This window comes from Daejeonella sp. (assembly GCF_046590655.1).
Lineage (GTDB): Bacteria > Bacteroidota > Bacteroidia > Sphingobacteriales > Sphingobacteriaceae > Daejeonella.
Genome location: NZ_JBKJUM010000059.1, coordinates 11,630 through 31,364 on the forward strand (window position 1 = coordinate 11,630; position 19,735 = coordinate 31,364).

General features: G+C 40.6%; 18 protein-coding genes and 1 pseudogene. 6 read left to right on the top strand and 13 right to left on the bottom strand.

What is annotated here, in order from left to right:
• Positions 1-47 precede the first annotated feature (47 nt).
• A complete protein-coding gene (gene dnaK, locus ACLL8Z_RS06475; protein ID WP_411273948.1) occupies positions 48-1,964 on the top strand; it encodes a molecular chaperone DnaK in 1,917 nt (638 codons plus the stop codon).
• Positions 1,965-2,208: 244 nt separating this feature from the next.
• Here dnaK and ACLL8Z_RS06480 read toward each other — a convergent pair whose 3' ends face one another.
• The 7 genes from ACLL8Z_RS06480 to ACLL8Z_RS06510 all read right to left on the bottom strand — a co-directional run bounded on the left by ACLL8Z_RS06480 (position 2,209) and on the right by ACLL8Z_RS06510 (position 9,508).
• Positions 2,209-3,075, bottom strand: coding sequence for an alpha/beta hydrolase (locus ACLL8Z_RS06480; RefSeq protein ID WP_411273949.1), 867 nt, complete (start codon positions 3,073-3,075; stop codon positions 2,209-2,211).
• Between the two features lie 171 nt (positions 3,076-3,246).
• Positions 3,247-4,167 (bottom strand): NDP-sugar synthase, encoded by a 921-nt coding sequence (locus tag ACLL8Z_RS06485; protein WP_411273950.1) that lies wholly within the window; start codon positions 4,165-4,167, stop codon positions 3,247-3,249.
• 51 nt (positions 4,168-4,218) lie between these two features.
• Complete coding sequence (locus ACLL8Z_RS06490; RefSeq protein ID WP_411273951.1) at positions 4,219-5,751, bottom strand: helicase HerA-like domain-containing protein; 1,533 nt, start codon at positions 5,749-5,751, stop codon at positions 4,219-4,221.
• Positions 5,752-5,842: 91 nt separating this feature from the next.
• A complete protein-coding gene (locus tag ACLL8Z_RS06495; protein WP_411273952.1) occupies positions 5,843-6,949 on the bottom strand; it encodes a M42 family metallopeptidase in 1,107 nt (368 codons plus the stop codon).
• Positions 6,950-7,459, bottom strand: a complete 510-nt coding sequence (locus tag ACLL8Z_RS06500) for an ORF6N domain-containing protein (protein WP_411273953.1) — start codon at positions 7,457-7,459, stop codon at positions 6,950-6,952.
• A 9-nt stretch (positions 7,460-7,468) separates the two neighbouring features.
• Complete coding sequence (locus ACLL8Z_RS06505; protein ID WP_411273954.1) at positions 7,469-7,819, bottom strand: GNAT family N-acetyltransferase; 351 nt, start codon at positions 7,817-7,819, stop codon at positions 7,469-7,471.
• A gap of 165 nt (positions 7,820-7,984) precedes the next feature.
• The gene (locus ACLL8Z_RS06510; RefSeq protein ID WP_411273986.1) at positions 7,985-9,508 is read right to left on the bottom strand and encodes an acyl-CoA carboxylase subunit beta; all 1,524 of its coding nucleotides are present in this window, start codon (positions 9,506-9,508) and stop codon (positions 7,985-7,987) included.
• A 283-nt stretch (positions 9,509-9,791) separates the two neighbouring features.
• Here ACLL8Z_RS06510 and ACLL8Z_RS06515 point away from each other — a divergent pair, with 283 nt between their 5' ends.
• The 3 genes from ACLL8Z_RS06515 (at position 9,792) to ACLL8Z_RS06525 (ending at position 12,667) form a co-directional block, all read left to right on the top strand.
• Positions 9,792-10,127: a hypothetical protein gene (locus ACLL8Z_RS06515; protein WP_411273955.1), complete on the top strand. Its 336-nt coding sequence runs from the start codon at positions 9,792-9,794 to the stop codon at positions 10,125-10,127.
• A gap of 203 nt (positions 10,128-10,330) precedes the next feature.
• Positions 10,331-11,008, top strand: a complete 678-nt coding sequence (locus tag ACLL8Z_RS06520) for a carbonic anhydrase (protein ID WP_411273956.1) — start codon at positions 10,331-10,333, stop codon at positions 11,006-11,008.
• Between the two features lie 84 nt (positions 11,009-11,092).
• Complete coding sequence (locus ACLL8Z_RS06525) at positions 11,093-12,667, top strand: SulP family inorganic anion transporter (protein ID WP_411273957.1); 1,575 nt, start codon at positions 11,093-11,095, stop codon at positions 12,665-12,667.
• Between the two features lie 109 nt (positions 12,668-12,776).
• Here ACLL8Z_RS06525 and pruA read toward each other — a convergent pair whose 3' ends face one another.
• Positions 12,777-14,414, bottom strand: a complete 1,638-nt coding sequence (gene pruA / locus ACLL8Z_RS06530) for an L-glutamate gamma-semialdehyde dehydrogenase (RefSeq protein ID WP_411273958.1) — start codon at positions 14,412-14,414, stop codon at positions 12,777-12,779.
• Positions 14,415-14,628: 214 nt separating this feature from the next.
• Here pruA and ACLL8Z_RS06535 point away from each other — a divergent pair, with 214 nt between their 5' ends.
• Positions 14,629-14,946 carry a hypothetical protein gene (locus ACLL8Z_RS06535; protein ID WP_411273959.1) on the top strand — a complete coding sequence of 106 codons (318 nt, stop codon included), beginning with the start codon at positions 14,629-14,631 and terminating at the stop codon, positions 14,944-14,946.
• Between the two features lie 312 nt (positions 14,947-15,258).
• On the opposite strand, the gene cas2 is transcribed toward ACLL8Z_RS06535, so the two are convergent.
• Positions 15,259-15,588 (bottom strand): CRISPR-associated endonuclease Cas2, encoded by a 330-nt coding sequence (gene cas2, locus ACLL8Z_RS06540; RefSeq protein WP_411273960.1) that lies wholly within the window; start codon positions 15,586-15,588, stop codon positions 15,259-15,261.
• Positions 15,589-15,591: 3 nt separating this feature from the next.
• Positions 15,592-16,260 carry a type II CRISPR-associated endonuclease Cas1 gene (cas1, locus tag ACLL8Z_RS06545; protein ID WP_411273961.1) on the bottom strand — a complete coding sequence of 223 codons (669 nt, stop codon included), beginning with the start codon at positions 16,258-16,260 and terminating at the stop codon, positions 15,592-15,594.
• Between the two features lie 194 nt (positions 16,261-16,454).
• Between cas1 and ACLL8Z_RS06550 the strand changes: the two are divergent.
• Positions 16,455-17,076, top strand: a pseudogene (locus ACLL8Z_RS06550) (ISAs1 family transposase); the annotation flags it as partial.
• 276 nt (positions 17,077-17,352) lie between these two features.
• Here the strand turns inward: ACLL8Z_RS06550 and ACLL8Z_RS06555 are convergent.
• The 3 genes from ACLL8Z_RS06555 to ACLL8Z_RS06565 form a co-directional block, all read right to left on the bottom strand.
• On the bottom strand, positions 17,353-18,366 hold the full coding sequence (locus tag ACLL8Z_RS06555) for a formylglycine-generating enzyme family protein (protein ID WP_411273962.1): 1,014 nt from the start codon (positions 18,364-18,366) through the stop codon (positions 17,353-17,355).
• A gap of 128 nt (positions 18,367-18,494) precedes the next feature.
• Positions 18,495-19,016, bottom strand: a complete 522-nt coding sequence (locus tag ACLL8Z_RS06560; protein ID WP_411273963.1) for a hypothetical protein — start codon at positions 19,014-19,016, stop codon at positions 18,495-18,497.
• 66 nt (positions 19,017-19,082) lie between these two features.
• Positions 19,083-19,688, bottom strand: coding sequence for a DUF1080 domain-containing protein (locus tag ACLL8Z_RS06565; protein ID WP_411273964.1), 606 nt, complete (start codon positions 19,686-19,688; stop codon positions 19,083-19,085).
• Positions 19,689-19,735 lie beyond the last annotated feature (47 nt).

Genomic DNA, 19,735 nt, shown 5'->3' on the forward strand with positions numbered 1-19,735 from the left:
TATTGCACTGTAGAAACTAAATAAAATTAAAGAAGGGTAATTATAATATGGCAAAGATAATTGGTATTGACTTAGGAACAACAAATTCATGCGTTGCAGTGATGGAAGGTAATGAACCTGTAGTTATTCCAAACAGCGAAGGAAAGCGTACGACGCCTTCGATTGTTGCATTTGTTGATAATGGAGAACGTAAGGTGGGGGATCCGGCAAAACGCCAGGCAATTACCAATCCTACGAAAACTATTTCTTCGATAAAGAGATTTATGGGTAACAGCTTCGGCGAAGTTACTAATGAGATATCTCGTGTTCCATATACAGTTGAAAAAGGGGACAACAATACTCCGCGCGTTAAGATTGACGATCGTTTGTATACTCCGCAGGAAATTTCAGCAATGATCTTGCAGAAAATGAAAAAGACGGCTGAAGATTTTCTTGGACACGAAGTGACAGAAGCGGTTATTACCGTTCCGGCGTACTTTAATGATGCTCAGCGTCAGGCGACCAAGGAAGCTGGAGAGATTGCCGGTTTAAAAGTATCACGTATCATTAATGAGCCTACTGCCGCAGCACTTGCTTATGGTTTGGATAAAGCTCACAAGGATATGAAAATCGTGGTATTCGACTGCGGTGGTGGAACACATGATGTTTCTGTACTTGAACTTGGAGATGGTGTATTTGAGGTAAAGTCAACTGACGGTGATACACACCTGGGTGGTGATGACTTCGATGCAACGATTATCGACTGGATGGCTGACGAATTTAAAAGTGATGAAGGTATTGATCTCCGCAAAGATCCAATGGCTCTGCAGCGGTTAAAAGAAGCTGCTGAAAAAGCTAAGATCGAGTTGTCGAGCTCTACTCAGACAGAGATAAACCTTCCATACATATCTGCAGGTGATGGCATGCCCAAACACCTTGTAAAGACATTAACCCGCGCAAAATTTGAGCAATTGGCAGATAGCCTGATCAAACGTACAATTGAGCCTTGCAAAAAAGCGCTAAAGAATGCCGGCTTAAGTACATCAGATATCGATGAAATTATTCTCGTTGGTGGTTCTACTCGTATTCCTGCAATTCAGGATGCTGTAAAAGCGTTCTTCGGTAAAGAGCCTTCAAAGGGTGTTAACCCAGATGAGGTTGTTGCTATCGGTGCCGCAATTCAGGGAGGTGTATTAACCGGTGAGGTTAAAGATGTACTTCTATTAGATGTTACTCCTCTTTCATTAGGTATTGAAACTATGGGTGGCGTAATGACTAAACTGATAGAAGCTAATACTACAATACCGTCAAAAAAATCTGAAGTATTCTCAACAGCTTCTGACAACCAGCCGTCAGTGGAGATTCATATCCTTCAAGGTGAACGCCCGATGGCTAATCAAAACAGAACGATTGGAAGGTTCCACCTTGACGGTATCCCACCGTCACCACGCGGCATCCCTCAAATTGAAGTTACTTTTGATATTGACGCCAATGGTATCCTACATGTAGGTGCAAAAGATAAAGCTACTGGGAAAGAACAAAAGATTCGTATTGAAGCTTCTTCAGGGTTAACTGACGAAGAAATTAAAAAGATGAAGGATGAAGCAGAAGCAAATGCTGAATCTGATAAACAAGCACGCGAGGAGGTTGAAAAACTGAATGCTGCTGATGCCCTGATCTTTTCTACTGAAAAGCAATTGAAAGAATACGGTGATAAATTATCTGAGGATAAGAAGACGCCAATCGAGGAAGGCTTGAAGAAATTAAAAGATGCTCATGCATCTAAAGATTTCGCAACTATTGATATTGCACAAACAGAGCTGCAGGCGGCTTGGAATGTTGCATCGGAAGATATGTACAAAGCTTCTCAGGAAGCCGGAGCAAGTCAGGAAGGGCAGCCGCAAGGGGAGGCTTCCGCACAAGATAACGGAGATCATGTAACTGACGTTGATTTTGAGGAAGTGAAAGAGGACGAAAAGAAATAGAATTACCGTCTTATAAAGAAAGAGGCTGTCCCAAAATGGCAGCCTCTTTTGTTTAATTAGAATTTAGGGAGGGAGAATGGTGTAATAGGATTCATAAGATGATAGGATTGATAGGATGTTGGGCGCCTAGTGTCTTCCGCTTGGCGTAGGGGTGGATCATTTGCGAATTCTACATCTAGATTTTACGAATCCTATAATCCTGTGAATCTTAATATTTATTACGCTCAGTTAACGCGTATAAATTTTAATACTGGTGAAACGATTCCGATACAAATTCTAACACCTTAGGTAAGGAGGCCCTCCAATAGGTCCAGGTATGTCCACCGTCCCTGATCCGGAATTCATGAGGAACCTGTTTTTCCTTCATCGCCATGTGTACAAAGGTATTTCCGGGCGAAAGTCTGTCGTCATCTCCACAATCGATAAACCATCGTACGCTTGTTTTAATTGCATCGGGCATGGCTTTAACTAATGCAACTGCGCTATGACGATTATAATAAGTTTCTATTTGCTCATCGGTGGCATCAGGGGTATTTCTTCTATACGTGGTTTTTGCTTCCTCCAGGGTAACAGGTCCTACAGAGGCACTCAGAGGGGCAGCTGCAGAAAATAATTCCGGATGATGAAGGGCATACATGAATGTTCCTCCGCCACCCATTGAAAGTCCGGAGATGGCTCGGAAACGCTTGTCTTTCTTAATACGGTATTTTTTTTCTATAAATGGCATAAATTCATTGAAGAAGAAATCTTCATACAGCCAATCCCCTTTCATACTATTGAAATAACCACGTGTGCCGGTATTGGCATCGGGCATTACAATGATCATTGGCGTAGCTGTGCCTTCATTGATGGCTTTATCAGTGATATTTAAAACTTCGCCAAACTGAATCCATCCGGTTTGATCATCACCCGATCCATGTAAAAGGTACAGCACAGGGTAATTACGTTCTGAAGTGGCGTAATCCGGCGGGAGATAAATCCCGTATTTTCGATCTCCATTCAGAATCTTGCTGGGCAGAGATAGGTTATCTGACACTTTTCCGCTTTGTGCGAATAGTAAAGCCGGAAACATTGCAATGGTCAGAACGGAAATAATTTTCTTTATCAACATAGTAATTGCTTTTGTCACTAAATATATGAAAAATGTAAGGCCTGCGATATGAGTTGAATGTAACTTTAAGCATTAATATCTGAGGCATAAAAAAACACATCATTATGATGTGCCTTGATAATTTGCCCATTTGCTGACTAATTTCAGAATAATAAGGATTCAGATAATCATTTATGTCCACAAATCCGTTGGGTACTCACCGCTTTCCACCAGTTTGTCAATATTCTCTTGTACGATAGGTTTATCTTCAATATAAGTTACTCCAAACCACTTATTCTGCGTAGGAATAACTTTAAATGCTGCCTTACCGGTTTTAATTAGTTCATCTGCTACAAGAGGGATGAAAAATTCGGCTTTGGGATTGTCTTTGTTTTTAAGAGCAAAATTTTTGAACATCTCAGCAGAAAGTTCAAATACTTTCGGGGTGAAGCCCCAAAAATTCATAGAAACCCGCGAGTCTGCTTTTAAAGGGAATTCCTCTCCATTTTCTTCGTAGGCAACTTCGGAAGTATTGTTACCGTCAGCATCCTTCTTAAAATAAACCTTAATACGCTCATTAACTTCTGTCATGTTTCCTGAATCGTCAACCTCACATACACCCCGCGAGACTGATCCGTAATCTGATAAGGTTTTATCGGTCTGAAAACCGATCAATGAAAACTGATTATCACTAACTTCTGAAGTCAGGAAGTCGTGCATTTTCTGGTAGGCTTCACGCCCATAAAAATCGTCCGCATTGATGACACAAAAAGGCTCCTTAACAGCATTTTTTGCCGCCAAAGTGGCGTGTGCTGTTCCCCAGGGTTTTGCCCGTTCGATTTCGAAGTCTATACCGTATGTTTGAAGATCGAAGTTCTGGAATACGTAATCTGTTTCGATCTTGCCTTTTAATTTCAGCTCAAAGATTGATTTAAAATTTTCTGCAAATTCTTGCTTGATAACAAATATTACTTTGCCGAAACCAGCTTGAATAGCGTCGTAAATAGAATAATCAATTATCGTCTCACCATTCGGACCAAATCCATCAGTTTGTTTCATGCTGCCGTAGCGGCTCGCCATTCCTGCCGCCAGAATTACTAAAGTAGGTTTCATTGAAATTTATTTATAAAATTTAATTCATATTATATATAACACAACAATAAATCAGTATCGTGGTTTTCTTCCGGTTAGCATTCCGAACAAACCTCGGACGATTGCCGTACCGATTTGGCGTGTTATAGGTGCGCTGATGACTTTTTCGAGGGTGCTTTTTTCGTTCCTTCTTGGAGCACTTTCTTTCTCTTCGATCTTTTGTTGTTTGGCTGTTTCATCTTCGACGAGTTTTTGTTCTACACGTTTTGTTAAAATATCGTAAGCGCTTTCCGGGTCAATTACTTCCTGATATTTGCTATAATTGTCACTTGCATTCATTAATTCTTCTGCATCCGTCACCAATAGCGGCGACATAGAAGCCCTGGGCGGGATGAGATGAGTAGCGACTACCTCCGTTGGGATGCCTTTTTCGTTCAATACAGTGATAAGGGCCTGGCCCGTTCCCAGAGCTGTGATCGTACGGTCTATCGTGTAAAAATCGGATCTTGGGTATGTATTTACTGTCTTCTTTAAAGCTTCGGCGTCGTTAGGTGTAAACGCCCGAAGAGCATGCTGGACTCTGTTCCCGAGCTGCCCTAATACGCTCTCCGGAACGTCCATAGGAGATTGTGTGCAGAAGAAGACACCTATACCTTTTGACCGGATAAGCCGAATAATTGTTTCAATCTGTTCAAGAAATGCATCAGATGAATTTTTGAAAAGCAGGTGGGCTTCATCAAAAAAGAATACTAGTTTTGGCTTTTCAGGATCTCCCACTTCAGGCATACTATAAAAAATTTCTGCCAACAGGCTTAAAAGGAATGTAGAATACAAAACTGGCTGTGCCTGGACATCAGAAATATTTAATAAACTGATTATGCCTTTTCCGTCGACGCGATTGAACAGATCTTGAATATCAAAAGATCGCTCTCCAAATATGCGGGATAAGCCTTGCTGTTCAATTGCCACGATCTTACGAAGCATTGTTCCTGAAGTGGCGCTTGAAATGCTGCCGTAACTTTCCTTGATCTCGGCTGCCCCCGGGCCGCTCGAAAGAAAGGAAACCAGTTTTTTAAGGTCGTTCAAATCGAGCAATGGAAGTTTATGGTCATCGGCATACTTGAAAATAACTGCCATGACACCCGCCTGGGTTTCATTGAGATCAAGAATTTTTGAAAGCAAAACAGGCCCAAATTCCAACACCGTCGCACGCATTTGTGCCCCTAATTTCCCGGACAACGAATACAACTCCACCGGAAAACCGGTGGGCTCGTAGGTTCTGCCCAAAGCTGCAGCGCGCTCTTCAAGCTTGGAATTTGTTTGTCCCGCCTGGTTCAGACCCGAAAGATCTCCCTTTACATCCAGCATAAATACCGGAACACCGGCGTCGGAAAGCTGTTCAGCAATAAGCTGTAACGTTCTGGTTTTTCCAGTTCCTGTAGCACCTGCAATTAGGCCGTGCCGGTTCATCATCTTCAACGCTAAATTAACTTCTGCTTCAGCGATGATCTCACCGTCTAATATTCCAGCTCCAAGGTATATAAAGGCCTTTTCAGTGGTATAGGATAATTTTACGGTTTCGGTAAATTTGGATTTTCTATCCACTTGAACGGAATTTAAGATTTATAAATTAAGAATTACGAAAAACGAAATCCTAACAACTAACCTGCCCACCGGCATGCACGCAAGCAAAAAGCTATTTTATCGACCTGAAATCATGATCTACTTTAATGTTTAGTAAGGACTCGTAAATTAAGCGAATCACATTATCCACATCTTTTTTATGGATCATTTCCACGGTTGTATGCATGTACCTCAAAGGAAGTGAGATCAAAGCCGATACTACACCTTCATTTGAATAGGCAAATGCGTCGGTGTCGGTGCCTGTAGAACGAGAAGAAGCCTGACGTTGAAAAGGGATTTTATTTTTTTCAGCTGTTTCTATGAGGAGTTTGTTCAAATTTGTTTGAACTGCGGGGGCATAAGACACCACGGGTCCCTTCCCGCAAGCTAAATCGCCTTGAGTGATCTTATTGATCATTGGGGTCTGAGTATCATGGGTTACATCGGTAATGATAGCGATATTAGGTTTTATACGGTGGGCGATCATCTCGGCACCACGTAAACCAATTTCTTCTTGCACCGAATTAACGATATACAATCCAAATGGAAGTTTTTTATTGTTCTCTTTTAAAAGGCGCGCCACCTCAGCGATCATAAAGCCCCCGGCGCGATTGTCTAGTGCACGACCTACATAATAACGATCGTTGAGTACCATAAATTCATCCTCATAAGTTATCACACATCCAACATGGATACCCAAGGCCTCGATTTCTTCCTGAGTGGTGCAACCGCAATCAAGAAAGATATTTTTTAGGGTTGGAGCTTCTTCTTTCTCGCCATTACGCGTATGTATAGCTGGCCAACCAAAAACAGCTTTTATTATTCCTTTTTCGGTATGAATATTTACTCTTTTTGACGGAGCGATCTGATGATCCGATCCGCCATTCCTGATGACGTAAATTAACCCGTCTTTAGTTATATAGTTAACAAACCATGAGATTTCATCGGCGTGGGCTTCAATAACGACTTTGTAAGTTGCTTTAGGGTTTATCACAGCGACGGCAGTGCCGTAATTATCTACAAAATACTCGTCAGTATATGGCTTAATATAGTCCAGCCACAAGCGCTGACCTTCCCACTCAAAACCAGTAGGCGAGGGGTTATTTATGTAGTTTTCAAAAAACAATAATGATTTCTGATTAACTACCGGGATATGCTTTTCTTCTTTTTTCTTTGCCATCTAATGTTTTTTCTTTGTCTTAATTTTATAGCCAATCGGCTCTTTTTCTATTTTTCTTTGTTCGGGCTTATTCAGAAGATGCTGAAACACGTTATTTATCTTTTCATCGAGCTTGCTTATCCTTTTGTAAAGGTCTTGATTTTGCAGCAATATTTGGCGGTAATATACAAAAGCCCGCATAATTTCGATATTTATCTTTACGGCTTTTGGCGATCTTAACACTGAAGAAAGCATTGCAACGCCTTGTTCCGTAAATGCTAGCGGGTTAACACTCGAATGTTTCAGCTTAATCAACCGGTCACAATTTGTGACCAGTTGATCTTTTTCTTCAGCACTTAGTTCAAATGCAAAGTCACCAGGGAATCGATCGGCATTTCGTTTTACTTGTTGTTTGAGCTTTTTCGTTTCAGTTTCATACAATGCCGCAAGATCAGCATCAATCATAACTTTATATCCTCTCAATTCAAAAATCAAACTTTCAAACTGCCGGGTTTTGAGTATATCTTCCATTTTGCCATCTTATAAATTCCTTTCCATGACCACATAATCATGTCCGTTTGCACTGGAGGTTTTACCAGTTTCTAGAAAGCCAAATTTTCTATAGAAATCCGACGCGCTTTTACGGGAATTACACCAAATATGATCACAGCCCTCGTTTTTAGAATAATCTAAAATATAGTGAAGAATTTCCGATCCATACCCTTTGTGCTGATATTCTGAGCGAGTGGCAAATTTTCGAAACTGCATTGAAGTTCTGGATCTGAACAACGAAACCACACAGATTAAGGTGTTTTCATGAAATAAGCCTAAATGTACTCCGTCATCATCATTCGGAAGGATTACCTTATCGAAATCCAGTTCCGGGTACATCACCTTATGACGGATTTTCCAGGTGAGATAAGCAGGGATTTGTTCGATGTGCGACAGGAGTTGTAAGTTTTAGGTTATAAGTTCAATACTGCTAAAATAATATAATTAGTCGCATGAAATATTATGGCAACTGCAACTTATAACTTACGACTTAAAACTTACAACTTAGAGGGGGATATTCCCGTGCTTCTTTCTCGGATTATTAACCACCTTATTTTCCAGCATTTTAAATGCTTTTATCAGCTTCTTCCTGGTATCGGCTGGTTCAATAATCTCGTCAATGAATCCGCGTTCCGCAGCACGATATGGATTTGCAAAAATATCTGAGTATTCCTTTTCTTTTTCAAGCCAGCGTGAGTTAGGGTCATCCGCAGCAGTAATTTCTTTTTTGAAAATAATTTCTGCTGCGCCTTTAGCACCCATAACCGCAATTTCGGCGCTTGGCCAGGCGTAATTCATGTCGGCACCAATATGTTTGGAATTCATCACATCGTAAGCACCACCGTAAGCTTTCCTTGTTATTACTGTAATCCTTGGAACTGTAGCTTCGCAAAATGCATAAAGTAATTTTGCACCATTAGTTATAATGGCATTCCACTCCTGATCGGTGCCAGGGAGAAACCCGGGTACATCTTCAAGTACAAGCAGGGGAATATTGAAACTATCACAGAAACGTACGAATCGCGCCCCCTTAACGGAGGAGTCAATATCAAGTACACCAGCCAGAAAAGCTGGTTGATTTGCTACTACACCAATACTGCGCCCTGCAAGCCTTGCGAATCCGACCACAATGTTTTCGGCAAAATCTTTGTGGACCTCAAGAAATGATCCTTCATCTGTAACTTCTGTGATTACTTCACGGATGTCATAGGGTTGCGAATTATTCTCCGGAATTACATCATTTAACCGGGATCTAAATTCATCAGCTGGTTCATAGAGAATTGCGGGGGTGTGCTCCTCACAATTTTGGGGCATATAGCTCAATAATTTTTTCACGTGATTGATCGCCTCAATTTCATTTCTGCACGCAAAATGAGTAACACCAGATTTAGTAGAATGCGCGCTAGCTCCCCCTAATTCCTCCGAGCTAACTTCTTCATGAGTAACTGTTTTTACTACATTTGGTCCGGTAACAAACATGTATGATGTATTTTCTACCATCAAAACAAAATCTGTAATTGCTGGGGAGTATACTGCACCGCCGGCGCAAGGACCCATTATTGCTGATATTTGAGGCACTACACCGGAAGCCATCGTATTGCGGTAAAATATATCAGCATAGCCTCCTAAAGACACTACTCCCTCCTGTATGCGTGCACCGCCCGAATCATTTAAGCCTATTACAGGGGCGCCGTTTTTCATAGCAAGGTCCATAATTTTACAAATTTTTTCCGCATGAGTTTCTGACAGAGAACCTCCAAAAACAGTGAAGTCCTGTGAAAAAACATAAACTAGTCTACCGTTTATGGTACCGTAGCCAGTTACTACACCGTCGCCGGGATAGATTTCTCTATCCATACCAAAATCGGTTGAGCGGTGTGTAACTAACATCCCTATCTCCTCAAACGAGCTTTCATCCAGAAGGAAATGAAGCCTCTCCCGTGCAGTCAACTTTCCTTTTTTATGCTGGCTTTCAATCCTGGCTTTCCCACCGCCGAGCAGGGCTTCATCCTGCTTATTTCTCAGCATTTCTATTTTCTTATTCAAAATTCAGCTTTTTTGTGAAATTAGTAAATAAGTATCAGGTATCAAGAGCGAAATCAAGTACAATAATTCTACCTAGCCCACCGTAATTCTAATATTCATTATATTCTTGAAGACACCAAGTCCTAATACTTAATACTTGCTACTTGATTCTCCCAATGTAATTCTTTTGTTAATTTTTCCGTTTCTGAGGTTTTCTGACAGTTTTTTGGCTCCCTAATTGCTAGATTAGCATCTTACTTATTGATAGTGTATTTAATACACAAATATGGAAAAGAAATTCGCGAAAAAGTTATTCAGTTATGTGTTTTTATTTATCTTCTTCGCGAAGATGGTTATTTCTGTTGCACCAATGGTTGCAAGTCATATGGATAGCGAGGTGATTAATGCGGTGATTATGCAGCTTGAGATAGAAAATCACTCTACTAAAGGAGTTGATCAGGCTAAAGATTCCCTAAATAAGGGAGAATGGCTTAGTGGCTCAAGTAAATTTAAATTTTGCAATCCCCAAGTTGACATTTGTTCCAACAAATATATCCTGTTAAGGGACTATCCCTTTCAGGCATTTTATCCATCTGTGCCGACTCCCCCTCCTAACTGTTAGTTCATTTTCTTAAAAATTAACCTGATTAATCGGGGCTGTGTTTTTAATTCCTTTATGATTTAATGTGTATTAATGTCTCATGCCGAAAGCAAGGGGCGCTATTAACCATTACAAGTTATCGGGGTTCTAAACATGATAAAGAACGCTGTACTTCTTTTTCAGCATCAAAACGAATCAATCAAAAAAAATTAATGAAAATTATTATGAAACATCATTTAGGTCAAACTCGCGAATCATTAACACCTCAAATAGCTTTAGAATTTCTTAAAGAAGGAAACGCTCGTTTTTGCAATAATCTAAGCAAGAACAGAGATTTTATGCAAACTATTACAGAAACGGCTGACGGTCAATGGCCTTTTGCAGCGATTCTGAGTTGTAGCGACTCCAGAGTCGCATCAGAACTTATTTTTGACCAGGGATTAGGCGATATATTCAGTGTCAGGTTGGCAGGGAATATTGCAAGCCAGCAAGCCATTGCAAGTATGGAATATACATTGAAGGTCTTAGGGAGTAAACTCGTGGTTGTGCTCGGCCATACGGCATGTGGAGCAGTAAAGGCTGCCTGCGATGGCGTTGAGATGGGTCACCTGGGCTCTTTAACTAAAATGATTGACCCTGCAATAGAGGCCGAGGTTGAAACCTTAGAAAACAGAACGTCTGGAAATATGGACTTCATGAATAATGTTCTTCACAATAACGTGCATCATCAAATTGAGACTATCGTTGGGGAAAGCAGATTAATCCGGGAAATGCTACAGAATCATGAGATAGGTATCATTGGTGGTATTTACGACATAAGTAACGGTTGCGTAGAGTTTTTCGATGAAATGTTTGATTTGGAGAACTATTTTGAAGCCAATACAAGCGTGAGAACCGCCTGAAGAATCCCGAAATACGGACTATTTTAATGAAAAATAATAAGATGAGTATTTATATAAAACTGATCAGAGGAAATCCATTATAATATGAATAAATACTTTTCAAGTAATAATTTAAAAAAGGATATACCGGCAGGAATAGTTGTTTTCCTTGTAGCATTACCTCTCTGCCTTGGTATTGCAATGGCATCGGGTGCACCGCTATTCGCTGGTATCCTTACCGGGATTATCGGTGGAATTGTGGTATCGTCGATAAGCGGTTCACAGCTTAGCGTGAGTGGTCCAGCCGCCGGCTTAACGGTAATTGTGTTTAGCGCGATAGCATCTTTGGGATCCTATCAAACATTTTTGCTTGCAGTGGTGATAGCCGGATTCTTACAAATCCTCCTGGGATTCTTAAAAGCCGGTATCATTGCGAATTATTTTCCTTCAGCAGTAATTGAAGGCATGCTCGCGGCTATCGGTATCATCCTGATTTTGAAACAGCTCCCTCATGCGGTTGGTTATGATTCGGATTTTGAAGGTGATGAAAGGTTTTTACAAACTGACCAGAGTAATACTTTTTCTGCGATCAATGAAGCGCTTACTAAGGTAAATTTTGGAGCCGTCGTAATCAGTGTGCTTTCGCTTTTGATCCTGATTTATTGGCCGAGGATAAAAAAGCTGAATATGATCCCTGCTCCAGTATTAGTTGTGGCATTAGGTATTTTACTTTCATTGCTTTTCCGAAGTACATCGATTGCTTTAACAGCTGATCACCTCGTTACCATACCCGTTGTCAATTCCTTAAATGAATTAGTGGGTCTATTTTCAATGCCTGACTTTTCTCAAATATATAACAGGAATGTATGGACAGTTGCCTTTACAATAGCCATTGTTGCCAGTATCGAGACTCTTCTGTGTATCGAAGCCGTTGATAAAATTGATCCTATCAAACGCGTTTCACCAACAAACCGTGAATTGGTAGCCCAGGGAGTCGGAAATATTGCAAGTGGTATGCTTGGAGGTTTGCCAATGACTTCTGTTATTGTAAGGTCTTCTGTAAATGTAAATTCAGGTGCACGGACAAAGATGAGTGCTATAACTCATGGAACATGGTTGTTGCTTTCTATACTATTCATACCACTTCTGCTAAATCAAATTCCACTGGCATGTTTGGCAGCTATTCTGTTAGTTACCGGATATAAACTCGCGCGTCTGGAGTTGTTTAAAAAAATGTGGCATCATGGAAAGGACCAGTTTATTCCTTTTGTAGTTACAATCCTGGCAGTTGTATTAACGGATTTGCTCAAAGGAGTTGCAGTTGGAATGATGGTGGGAATATTCTATATTTTAAGGAATAATCTCCGTAATCCTTATTTCTATAAAATAGAAAGGAACGGAGATAAAAAGCTAATAACCATTAAGCTTGCTCAGGAAGTATCGTTCCTGAATAAAGCGGCCATTCAGTACACTTTAATTAATTTACCTCCAGAATCGGATGTGGTTATTGATGGTACCGATGCCAGGTATATTGATAAAGATGTGCTGGAAATAATCGACAATTTTAAGCATAATGCTTACACGAAGGCAACTATTGTTCAGCTTATAAATATTCATGATCATTATGAAATTCCTCCGTTAAAGGAGATGAAATTATCCGGCTCGGTAAAAGCGGTTTAGCAATTTGAAGCACTCCGGCTTGCCGGATTTTATTCTAATTGGAATGGGCACCTGCAGGGGTGCCCATTTTTTGTGAATCAATCTGCCAATATAGATTGCAGGATTTAAATTATTTGTCTTCTTCTAAAAAAGGGTACTGGTACTCAGTTGGCGGATCAAAAGTTTCTTTGATTGTCCTTGGAGAAACCCAGCGAAGAAGGTTGATCATAGAGCCTGCTTTGTCATTTGTTCCTGAACTTCTTGCACCTCCAAATGGCTGCTGACCCACAACAGCTCCTGTACATTTATCATTTATATAAAAATTGCCAGCAGCGTTTCTTAGAGCGTGCGTCGCTTTCCCAATAGCATATCGGTCTTGTGCAATCACTGCTCCGGTAAGTGCATATATTGATGTTGTATCTACGATCTCTAGCGTTTTTTCAAAATCTTTGTCCTGGTAAACGAATACAGTTAGCACCGGCCCGAAAAGTTCTTCACACATGGTAACGTAACGTGGATCTTTGGTTACAATGATTGTCGGTTCAATAAAATACCCTTTTGATTTGTCATGGTTACCACCTGAGATTATCTCTATACTTTTATCCTTCCTGGCTGCTTCAATGTATTTCACAAGTTTGTCAAATGACTTTTCATCGATAACAGCATTTATGAAATTGCTAAAATCTTCAACAGGGCCCGTTTTTACTTTTGCAAGATCCCCCATAATGCGTTTTTTTATGGCTGGCCATACGGATGCTGCAACATAAACTCTGGATGCAGCGGAACACTTCTGCCCCTGGTATTCAAATGCCCCTCTGACAATTGCTGTACTTGCAGCTTTAAGGTCTGCAGAGGCATGAACGACAATAAAGTCTTTACCGCCCGTTTCTCCCACAATACGGGGATAGGTTTTATATTTGTGGATGTTATTGCCGATAGTTTTCCAGATATCCTGAAATACCCCTGTTGATCCCGTAAAGTGAATACCTGAAAAATCAGGATGATTAAATATCACTTCGCCGGCATCAGGTCCGGAAACGAATACGAGGTTAATTACTCCGTCAGGCAATCCAGCTTGGCGGAAGATTTCCATCAATATATTTGCAGAATAGATCTGCGTATTGGCAGGCTTCCAAACGACCACATTTCCCATCATTGCGGCAGAAGTGGGTAAATTGCCGGCAATTGCTGTAAAGTTAAACGGGGTAAGCGCAAAAACAAATCCTTCAAGCGGTCTTTGTTCAAGCCTGTTCCAAACCCCTCTTGGCGATACAGGAGGCTGCTGTTCATAAATTTCCGTCATGTATTTAACATTGAATCGGAGGAAATCTATTAGCTCGCATGCCGCATCTATTTCTGCCTGATAAGCGTTTTTAGACTGCCCCAGCATCGTTGCTGCGTTAAGTTTATATCGGTAGGGTCCAGCGATCAGGTCTGCTGCCTTTAAAAATATGGCTGCACGATGCTCCCACGCCAGGTTCTCCCAGGCAGATTTAGCTTTTAATGCGGCATTTATCGCTTCGGTCACATGTTTCTTGTCCCCCTGCGAGTATGTTGCAAGGAGATGTTTATGATCATGCGGCGGACGTATTTCAATTTTTTTTGCTGAAATAACCTCTTTGCCATTGATTATCATTGGAATATCGATAACCTTGGAACGGGCCTCAGAAATAGCTTCTTTTAATAGTTTACGCTCTTTACTGCCCAGAGAATAATTTAATACTGTTTCATTTACCGGTTCCGGTACATTGAAAAATCCTTTTAACATAATTGGTTGTTTGGTTCCTGCAAAGGTAGGAGTTATACGTAAATGCTCGCATCTTATTAAATGGATGTTGGAACAAGGTGAGGCTTTTTTCCATTTGTGTGAGCATAAACTTAGATAACGCAAGTAGCTCATTGCAAATCCCTTGCAGCTAAATAAAGTTAAAAAATTATTTCAGTGAGGATTTTATTTTCGTAACTTAATGAAAATGAACTTTATGGCAATTTCGAAGAATCCAAACTTAGACGGTTTCAGTGGACATATAGACAGGACCGTAGTTATCCGCCAGGATCAGTGGGGGAGAACTATTTTGAGTGCTTTCCCCGACATGTCTAATATCAAACCCTCCGAAGGACAGAAGGCACAACGATTAAGCTTCAAAGAAGCTCAGACGGTGGCTCTAAAAATGTTGAAAGATCCTTCTGTGAAGGCGTTTTATAAATCGTTATGCCAGAATCGGCAACGGCCGCATAATATTCTGATATCCGAACTGCTCAAAAAGCAAAAATCTGACAATCCTGTGAACGAGAGATAAGGTGATAGTTCTTCCGATCAGTATTTGGGACGTACCTGAGTCGTACCATCGAGTTACCATCTAGTGTGATCCTTCGATCAAATCATACTTTGATCGAAGGATCACACTAGCTGACCCCTTCCAGACCCTTAGCTTTCTCCTCATCAAACTAGCTATTATATCTTCCGCTGTGGCAGTTTGTGATTTGCTTTCATTCTTTGATTTACTGATATTTACCACAACATACCAGCATTCAAAGTATTTACTATCAGTAAGTTGAATTAAAAATTAGAATTAAAAAAATCTGGTTGCTTAGCTTCCGGATTTTACATTCTAAAACAATTCTAATTGCTGTGGGGTATCTGGAAGTGCTTTCTCTTCCTTCCCGTAGAATAATTCCATCATTCCGAACTGCTTATCGGTAATGGTCATTATGCCAACATGGCCTTTGGGCGGTAAAAGTCTTTGAACCCGTTTAATATGGACATCCGCATTTTCGCGGCTGCTGCAATGGCGCAGATAAATGGAAAACTGAAACATACCAAACCCGTCTTTCATAATATCGTTACGAAACCTGCTGTAAATCTGCCGGTCTTTTTTGGTTTCTGTCGGCAGGTCGAAAAATACTAAAACCCACAAGATCCTGTATTCATTTAAACGCATTTATCAAAATGGTAAATCTTCTTCATCGCCGGCCGTCCTGTACTCTTCTTCACATGTTTGAATAAACTCATTTTCGTTTCTGTGATTACGTTTTGAGCCGAAATTCATTATTGTCGGGTAAGTAATTTTTCTTGATGATTCTTCATAACATTTCGCCAGGGAGAAGGTGGTACTCTGCAAGCCCACCATTAAGGGACTTTTACCCCTTTCGAATTGTACGTCAACGGTTGCAATGCCCAGCAATTGGGTTTTTATCGAATTCCCCAGTTCCAAAAAATTTTCTCCCTTATCAATTATCCTTAATACAATCTGATCCACATAGGGCCTGTAAGGCTCCATAATGTCGTCAGCCAGGCAGTAGGCATTATATTTATTCCGGTGATGGATACCAAGAGTAGGAAGCAGTCCGGAGCACACCAGCCCCCGCGCAACAATTGCTCTCAGAATAGCATAACCATAATTCAGCAGGTTATTAGGTGGGTTGCCATCGCGACCCCTGAAGAATTCAATTTTCTTTGGGAATACATTTTTCCAGTAGTATGCGGCTGCACGGCCCTCGTAATTGTCGGGATCCCCGGAACGCACGGACCTCGCCCAGTATAGCATATTTTCGTATTCGATATTGCCTTTTGCAGCATATTCTCCGGAGTAAAAAGGTACTGGCTTTTTCATTGTTTTCCAGCCACTTCGACCCATTCTTAGGTGTTTTCAGCCGGACGATCTCATCGCCCTGAGCCAGTATTTAGACCTGTTGATAATCCCGTTCTCTTTTGGCAGGTATCACCAATTCAATCCCTTTACGTTTACTTTTGGCAATGATCTCGAAACAATTATACAGGTCGTCGAGCAACAATAAAGACCCGGCAGTGAGCCTGAAAAACAGCATTGTCACTATCGATGCCATGGGCTGTCAGACAGCTATTGCTGAAAAGATTATTGAAAAAGAGGCAGATTATGTTCTGGGGTAAAAAACAATCAGGAGCTGTTATTTGAACACATAGGTGATGAATTCAGGTTTTCAAATGAAATCGAAATAGATGAAGATATTGACACGGGACACGGACGAATAGAATCCCGGAAATGTAGCGTGATTAAAAATTTACAGCATGTTGAAAACTGCGATAAATGGCTGGGCTTAAATAGGATAATAAAAATAGAAAGCACAAGAGAATTTAAGAACAGTGATAAGCCTTAATAGCAGGCTGTCGGGTAATATATTTCAAGCTTAATGGTATCTGCCAAGGAATTCCAGCACATTATCCGCTCGCATTGGAGTATAGAAAACCAATTGCACTGGACACTGGATGTGGCATTCTCGGAAGACCAAAGCAGGAAAAGAGATGAAAATGCAGCGCAAAACTTCTCTGTACTGCTTAAAATTGCTTTAAACCTATTAAAAAATGAAAAATCGCAAAGGTTGGAGTAAAGGGAAAGAGGCTTAAAGCGGGGTGGGATAATCAGTACTGGGAAAAATTGGTCAATTTATGATGCGTTTGTCCTGGAGGCAGCTAAATTCGATCGTGATTTCCATTTATGGATTAGGCTAGCACTAATCCATAAGGATTCCGAAATATCCAGTACCGATCGCCCATTTCGCAACATCGATAATACTTCCTGTTTAAAATCAGCATCGTACTTGCAACGCTTTTTATGTGTTTTTCTTTCCACTGATTTGCTAATTTAATGACAAATCTTCTGTCCGGATTAATTAATACATCTCACATAACCTAGATTATTAAATAGTATTAGGTAATCTAGTCATGGTCAGAAATCAGCAATTGGTTTTTGGTTATAGTAATTTTCTATTTCCTCCTTTGAGGGTGTTTCTTTAGGTCTAATGAGTCTAAAGCCTACGAAAGGTGCATCCGTCAGCCACCAGATACTTTTGGGAAGCTGGGGGTCTCGCTTTTTCCATTCTTTAGAAGAGCCCTTCCGTTTTGCAGAGCGAAGATCATCCCGAACATCCATCCATGAACCGCCTCGGACTGAACCGGGATAAAGCTTAGTGGGTTTAAACCAGGGATTATCGGCAATTTTTCCTTCCAGCTGCTCATGATATTTCTCTATATATTGATCCATTGTCCACTCAGCAACATTTCCATTCATATCATACAGCCCCAATGCATTGGGTGTTTTTGTCCCAATTTTATGATAGCCTTCTTTACTGTTATCCCGAAACCAGGCGTATTCATTCAGCTCATTAGGATTATTTCCAAAATAATAGGCGGTATTAGTTCCGGCACGGCATGCATATTCCCATTCTGCTTCTGTAGGCAGTCTGTAAAAATGACCTGTTTTTGCAGAAAGCCATTTTGCAAACATCAGGGCAGCGTAATTCGTCATGTTAATGGCAGGGTATCCATCTCTTCCCATTCCAAAACTCATGTCTATATACGGGGGTGAGGGTGAAGTAATGGCATCTACTTCAATCCTTACTTCAGCGTTTAGGGGTGATTTAATGTTCTTTAAATTGGAAATCTCCTCATCAACAAACAGATCGTATTGCTCCCAGGTTATTTCATATTTACCCATCCAAAATGAGTCAACCTTTACTTCACGTTGTGGGCCTTCGTCCCCACCTCTGCCGGCTTCCCCTTCGGGGCTTCCCATCATAAATGTTCCACCGGGTACAGGAATTAATTCAACACTTACATCAGATCCGGGAATCTTTTGTGAATAAGGTGAAAATTCCGGTGAATCTGTTTTTTTATCCTTTTCATAGCCGAAATTAAAACCATTGAAAAGAAGCAGGAATATGATAAATGGAATACCTTTCATAAATTTTTTATTAACATGACCCTTAATCCATTACTGTATTTTATCCGTAATTTAATTTATCCGTAATTAATTTATCCCATTCCTTCTGCTATATCTATTCCCTTACTTAATGGTAGGAAAAAGCTTTTTTAACTCATCCACAGAGACTTGGGAGCCATATTCGAAAAGTTCGAATGCTTCCGCATATTTAAATTTGCTGCCTCTGTCCTGACCATACAGCTGCACCAGTCGATCCCGGTATCAATTAGCCACTTCAGCAGTTGCTTTTTGGTGAATTCCCAGAATATACTCCTGTCGCTGTTGTGTATTCTGTGGGACATTGGGTAAAGTCCTACCTGCCCAGGAATCTGCATCCGCAAATTGTGAGGGCATAGACCTGATGCAGTTCCATTTTTTTCAGCAACTTCATCAATACCTATAACAATGGTAGGCTCAAAAGGATATGGTCTCTGAAAACCATCAGAATAATACATAAAAACGGGGTTCTTTTTGGTGGGAGGGGTATCAGTATGTCCTTGTGCAGCCCGTAAGGCAGCCACACCACCTGCTTTTAATTCACTGTCATCCGGATGGGCTCCAAATGCAATAATTCTCAGGGGCTCAGTATTGGATTGCTGAGCAAATAAAGAAGATAATATGATGGTTATCATCTGACAACAATTTATTCATTATTAATCCAAATCTTTTAAGCTTCCGAAAGTTCTGAATGGAAGAAGCTATTTTAGTTCTTTAATGCGTATATCTTTCCATCTGACTTTAATACCACCCCCACTGTGGATCTGAAGGGCAATAACTCCTTCTCCTGCTCCTATTTTTTCATCTTTGAGATGAATCATTTGCTTTCCGTTTAACCAGGTTGTTATTTCATCGCCCACCGCTTGAATACGCAAGTGATTCCAGCCATCCGGGTTCAGGTTTTTTTCATCTTCGGGATTGGGCTTTATCACCCAGCCACGCCCCCCGCTAGTTGATTCATAAATTCCTCCTGTATGGAGATCCTGGGGCGCCACCTCTACCTGCCAACCGCTAATACTTGTTCCTTTAATACCTGAGCGAATGAATACACCACTGTTTCCATTAGCCTCCAGCTTAAAATTAAGGTTTAGGATAAAATTTTTATAGGGATTATTGGTAGAGAGATACCCGTATTTCTTATCAGGGCCGCTTTCACATATAATTTCCCCGTTTTCTACATACCATTGTTCTGTACCGTGTTTTGTCCAGCCAGACAAGTCTTTTCCATTAAAAATACGCTTATTCCCCTGAGAATAAGCAGCCTCTGAAAGGAGAAAAATAGAAAATATGAAAAATAGGTGTTTCATGGATTTATTATTTAATTGTTATTTAATTTGAATAAGGTGGCATATAA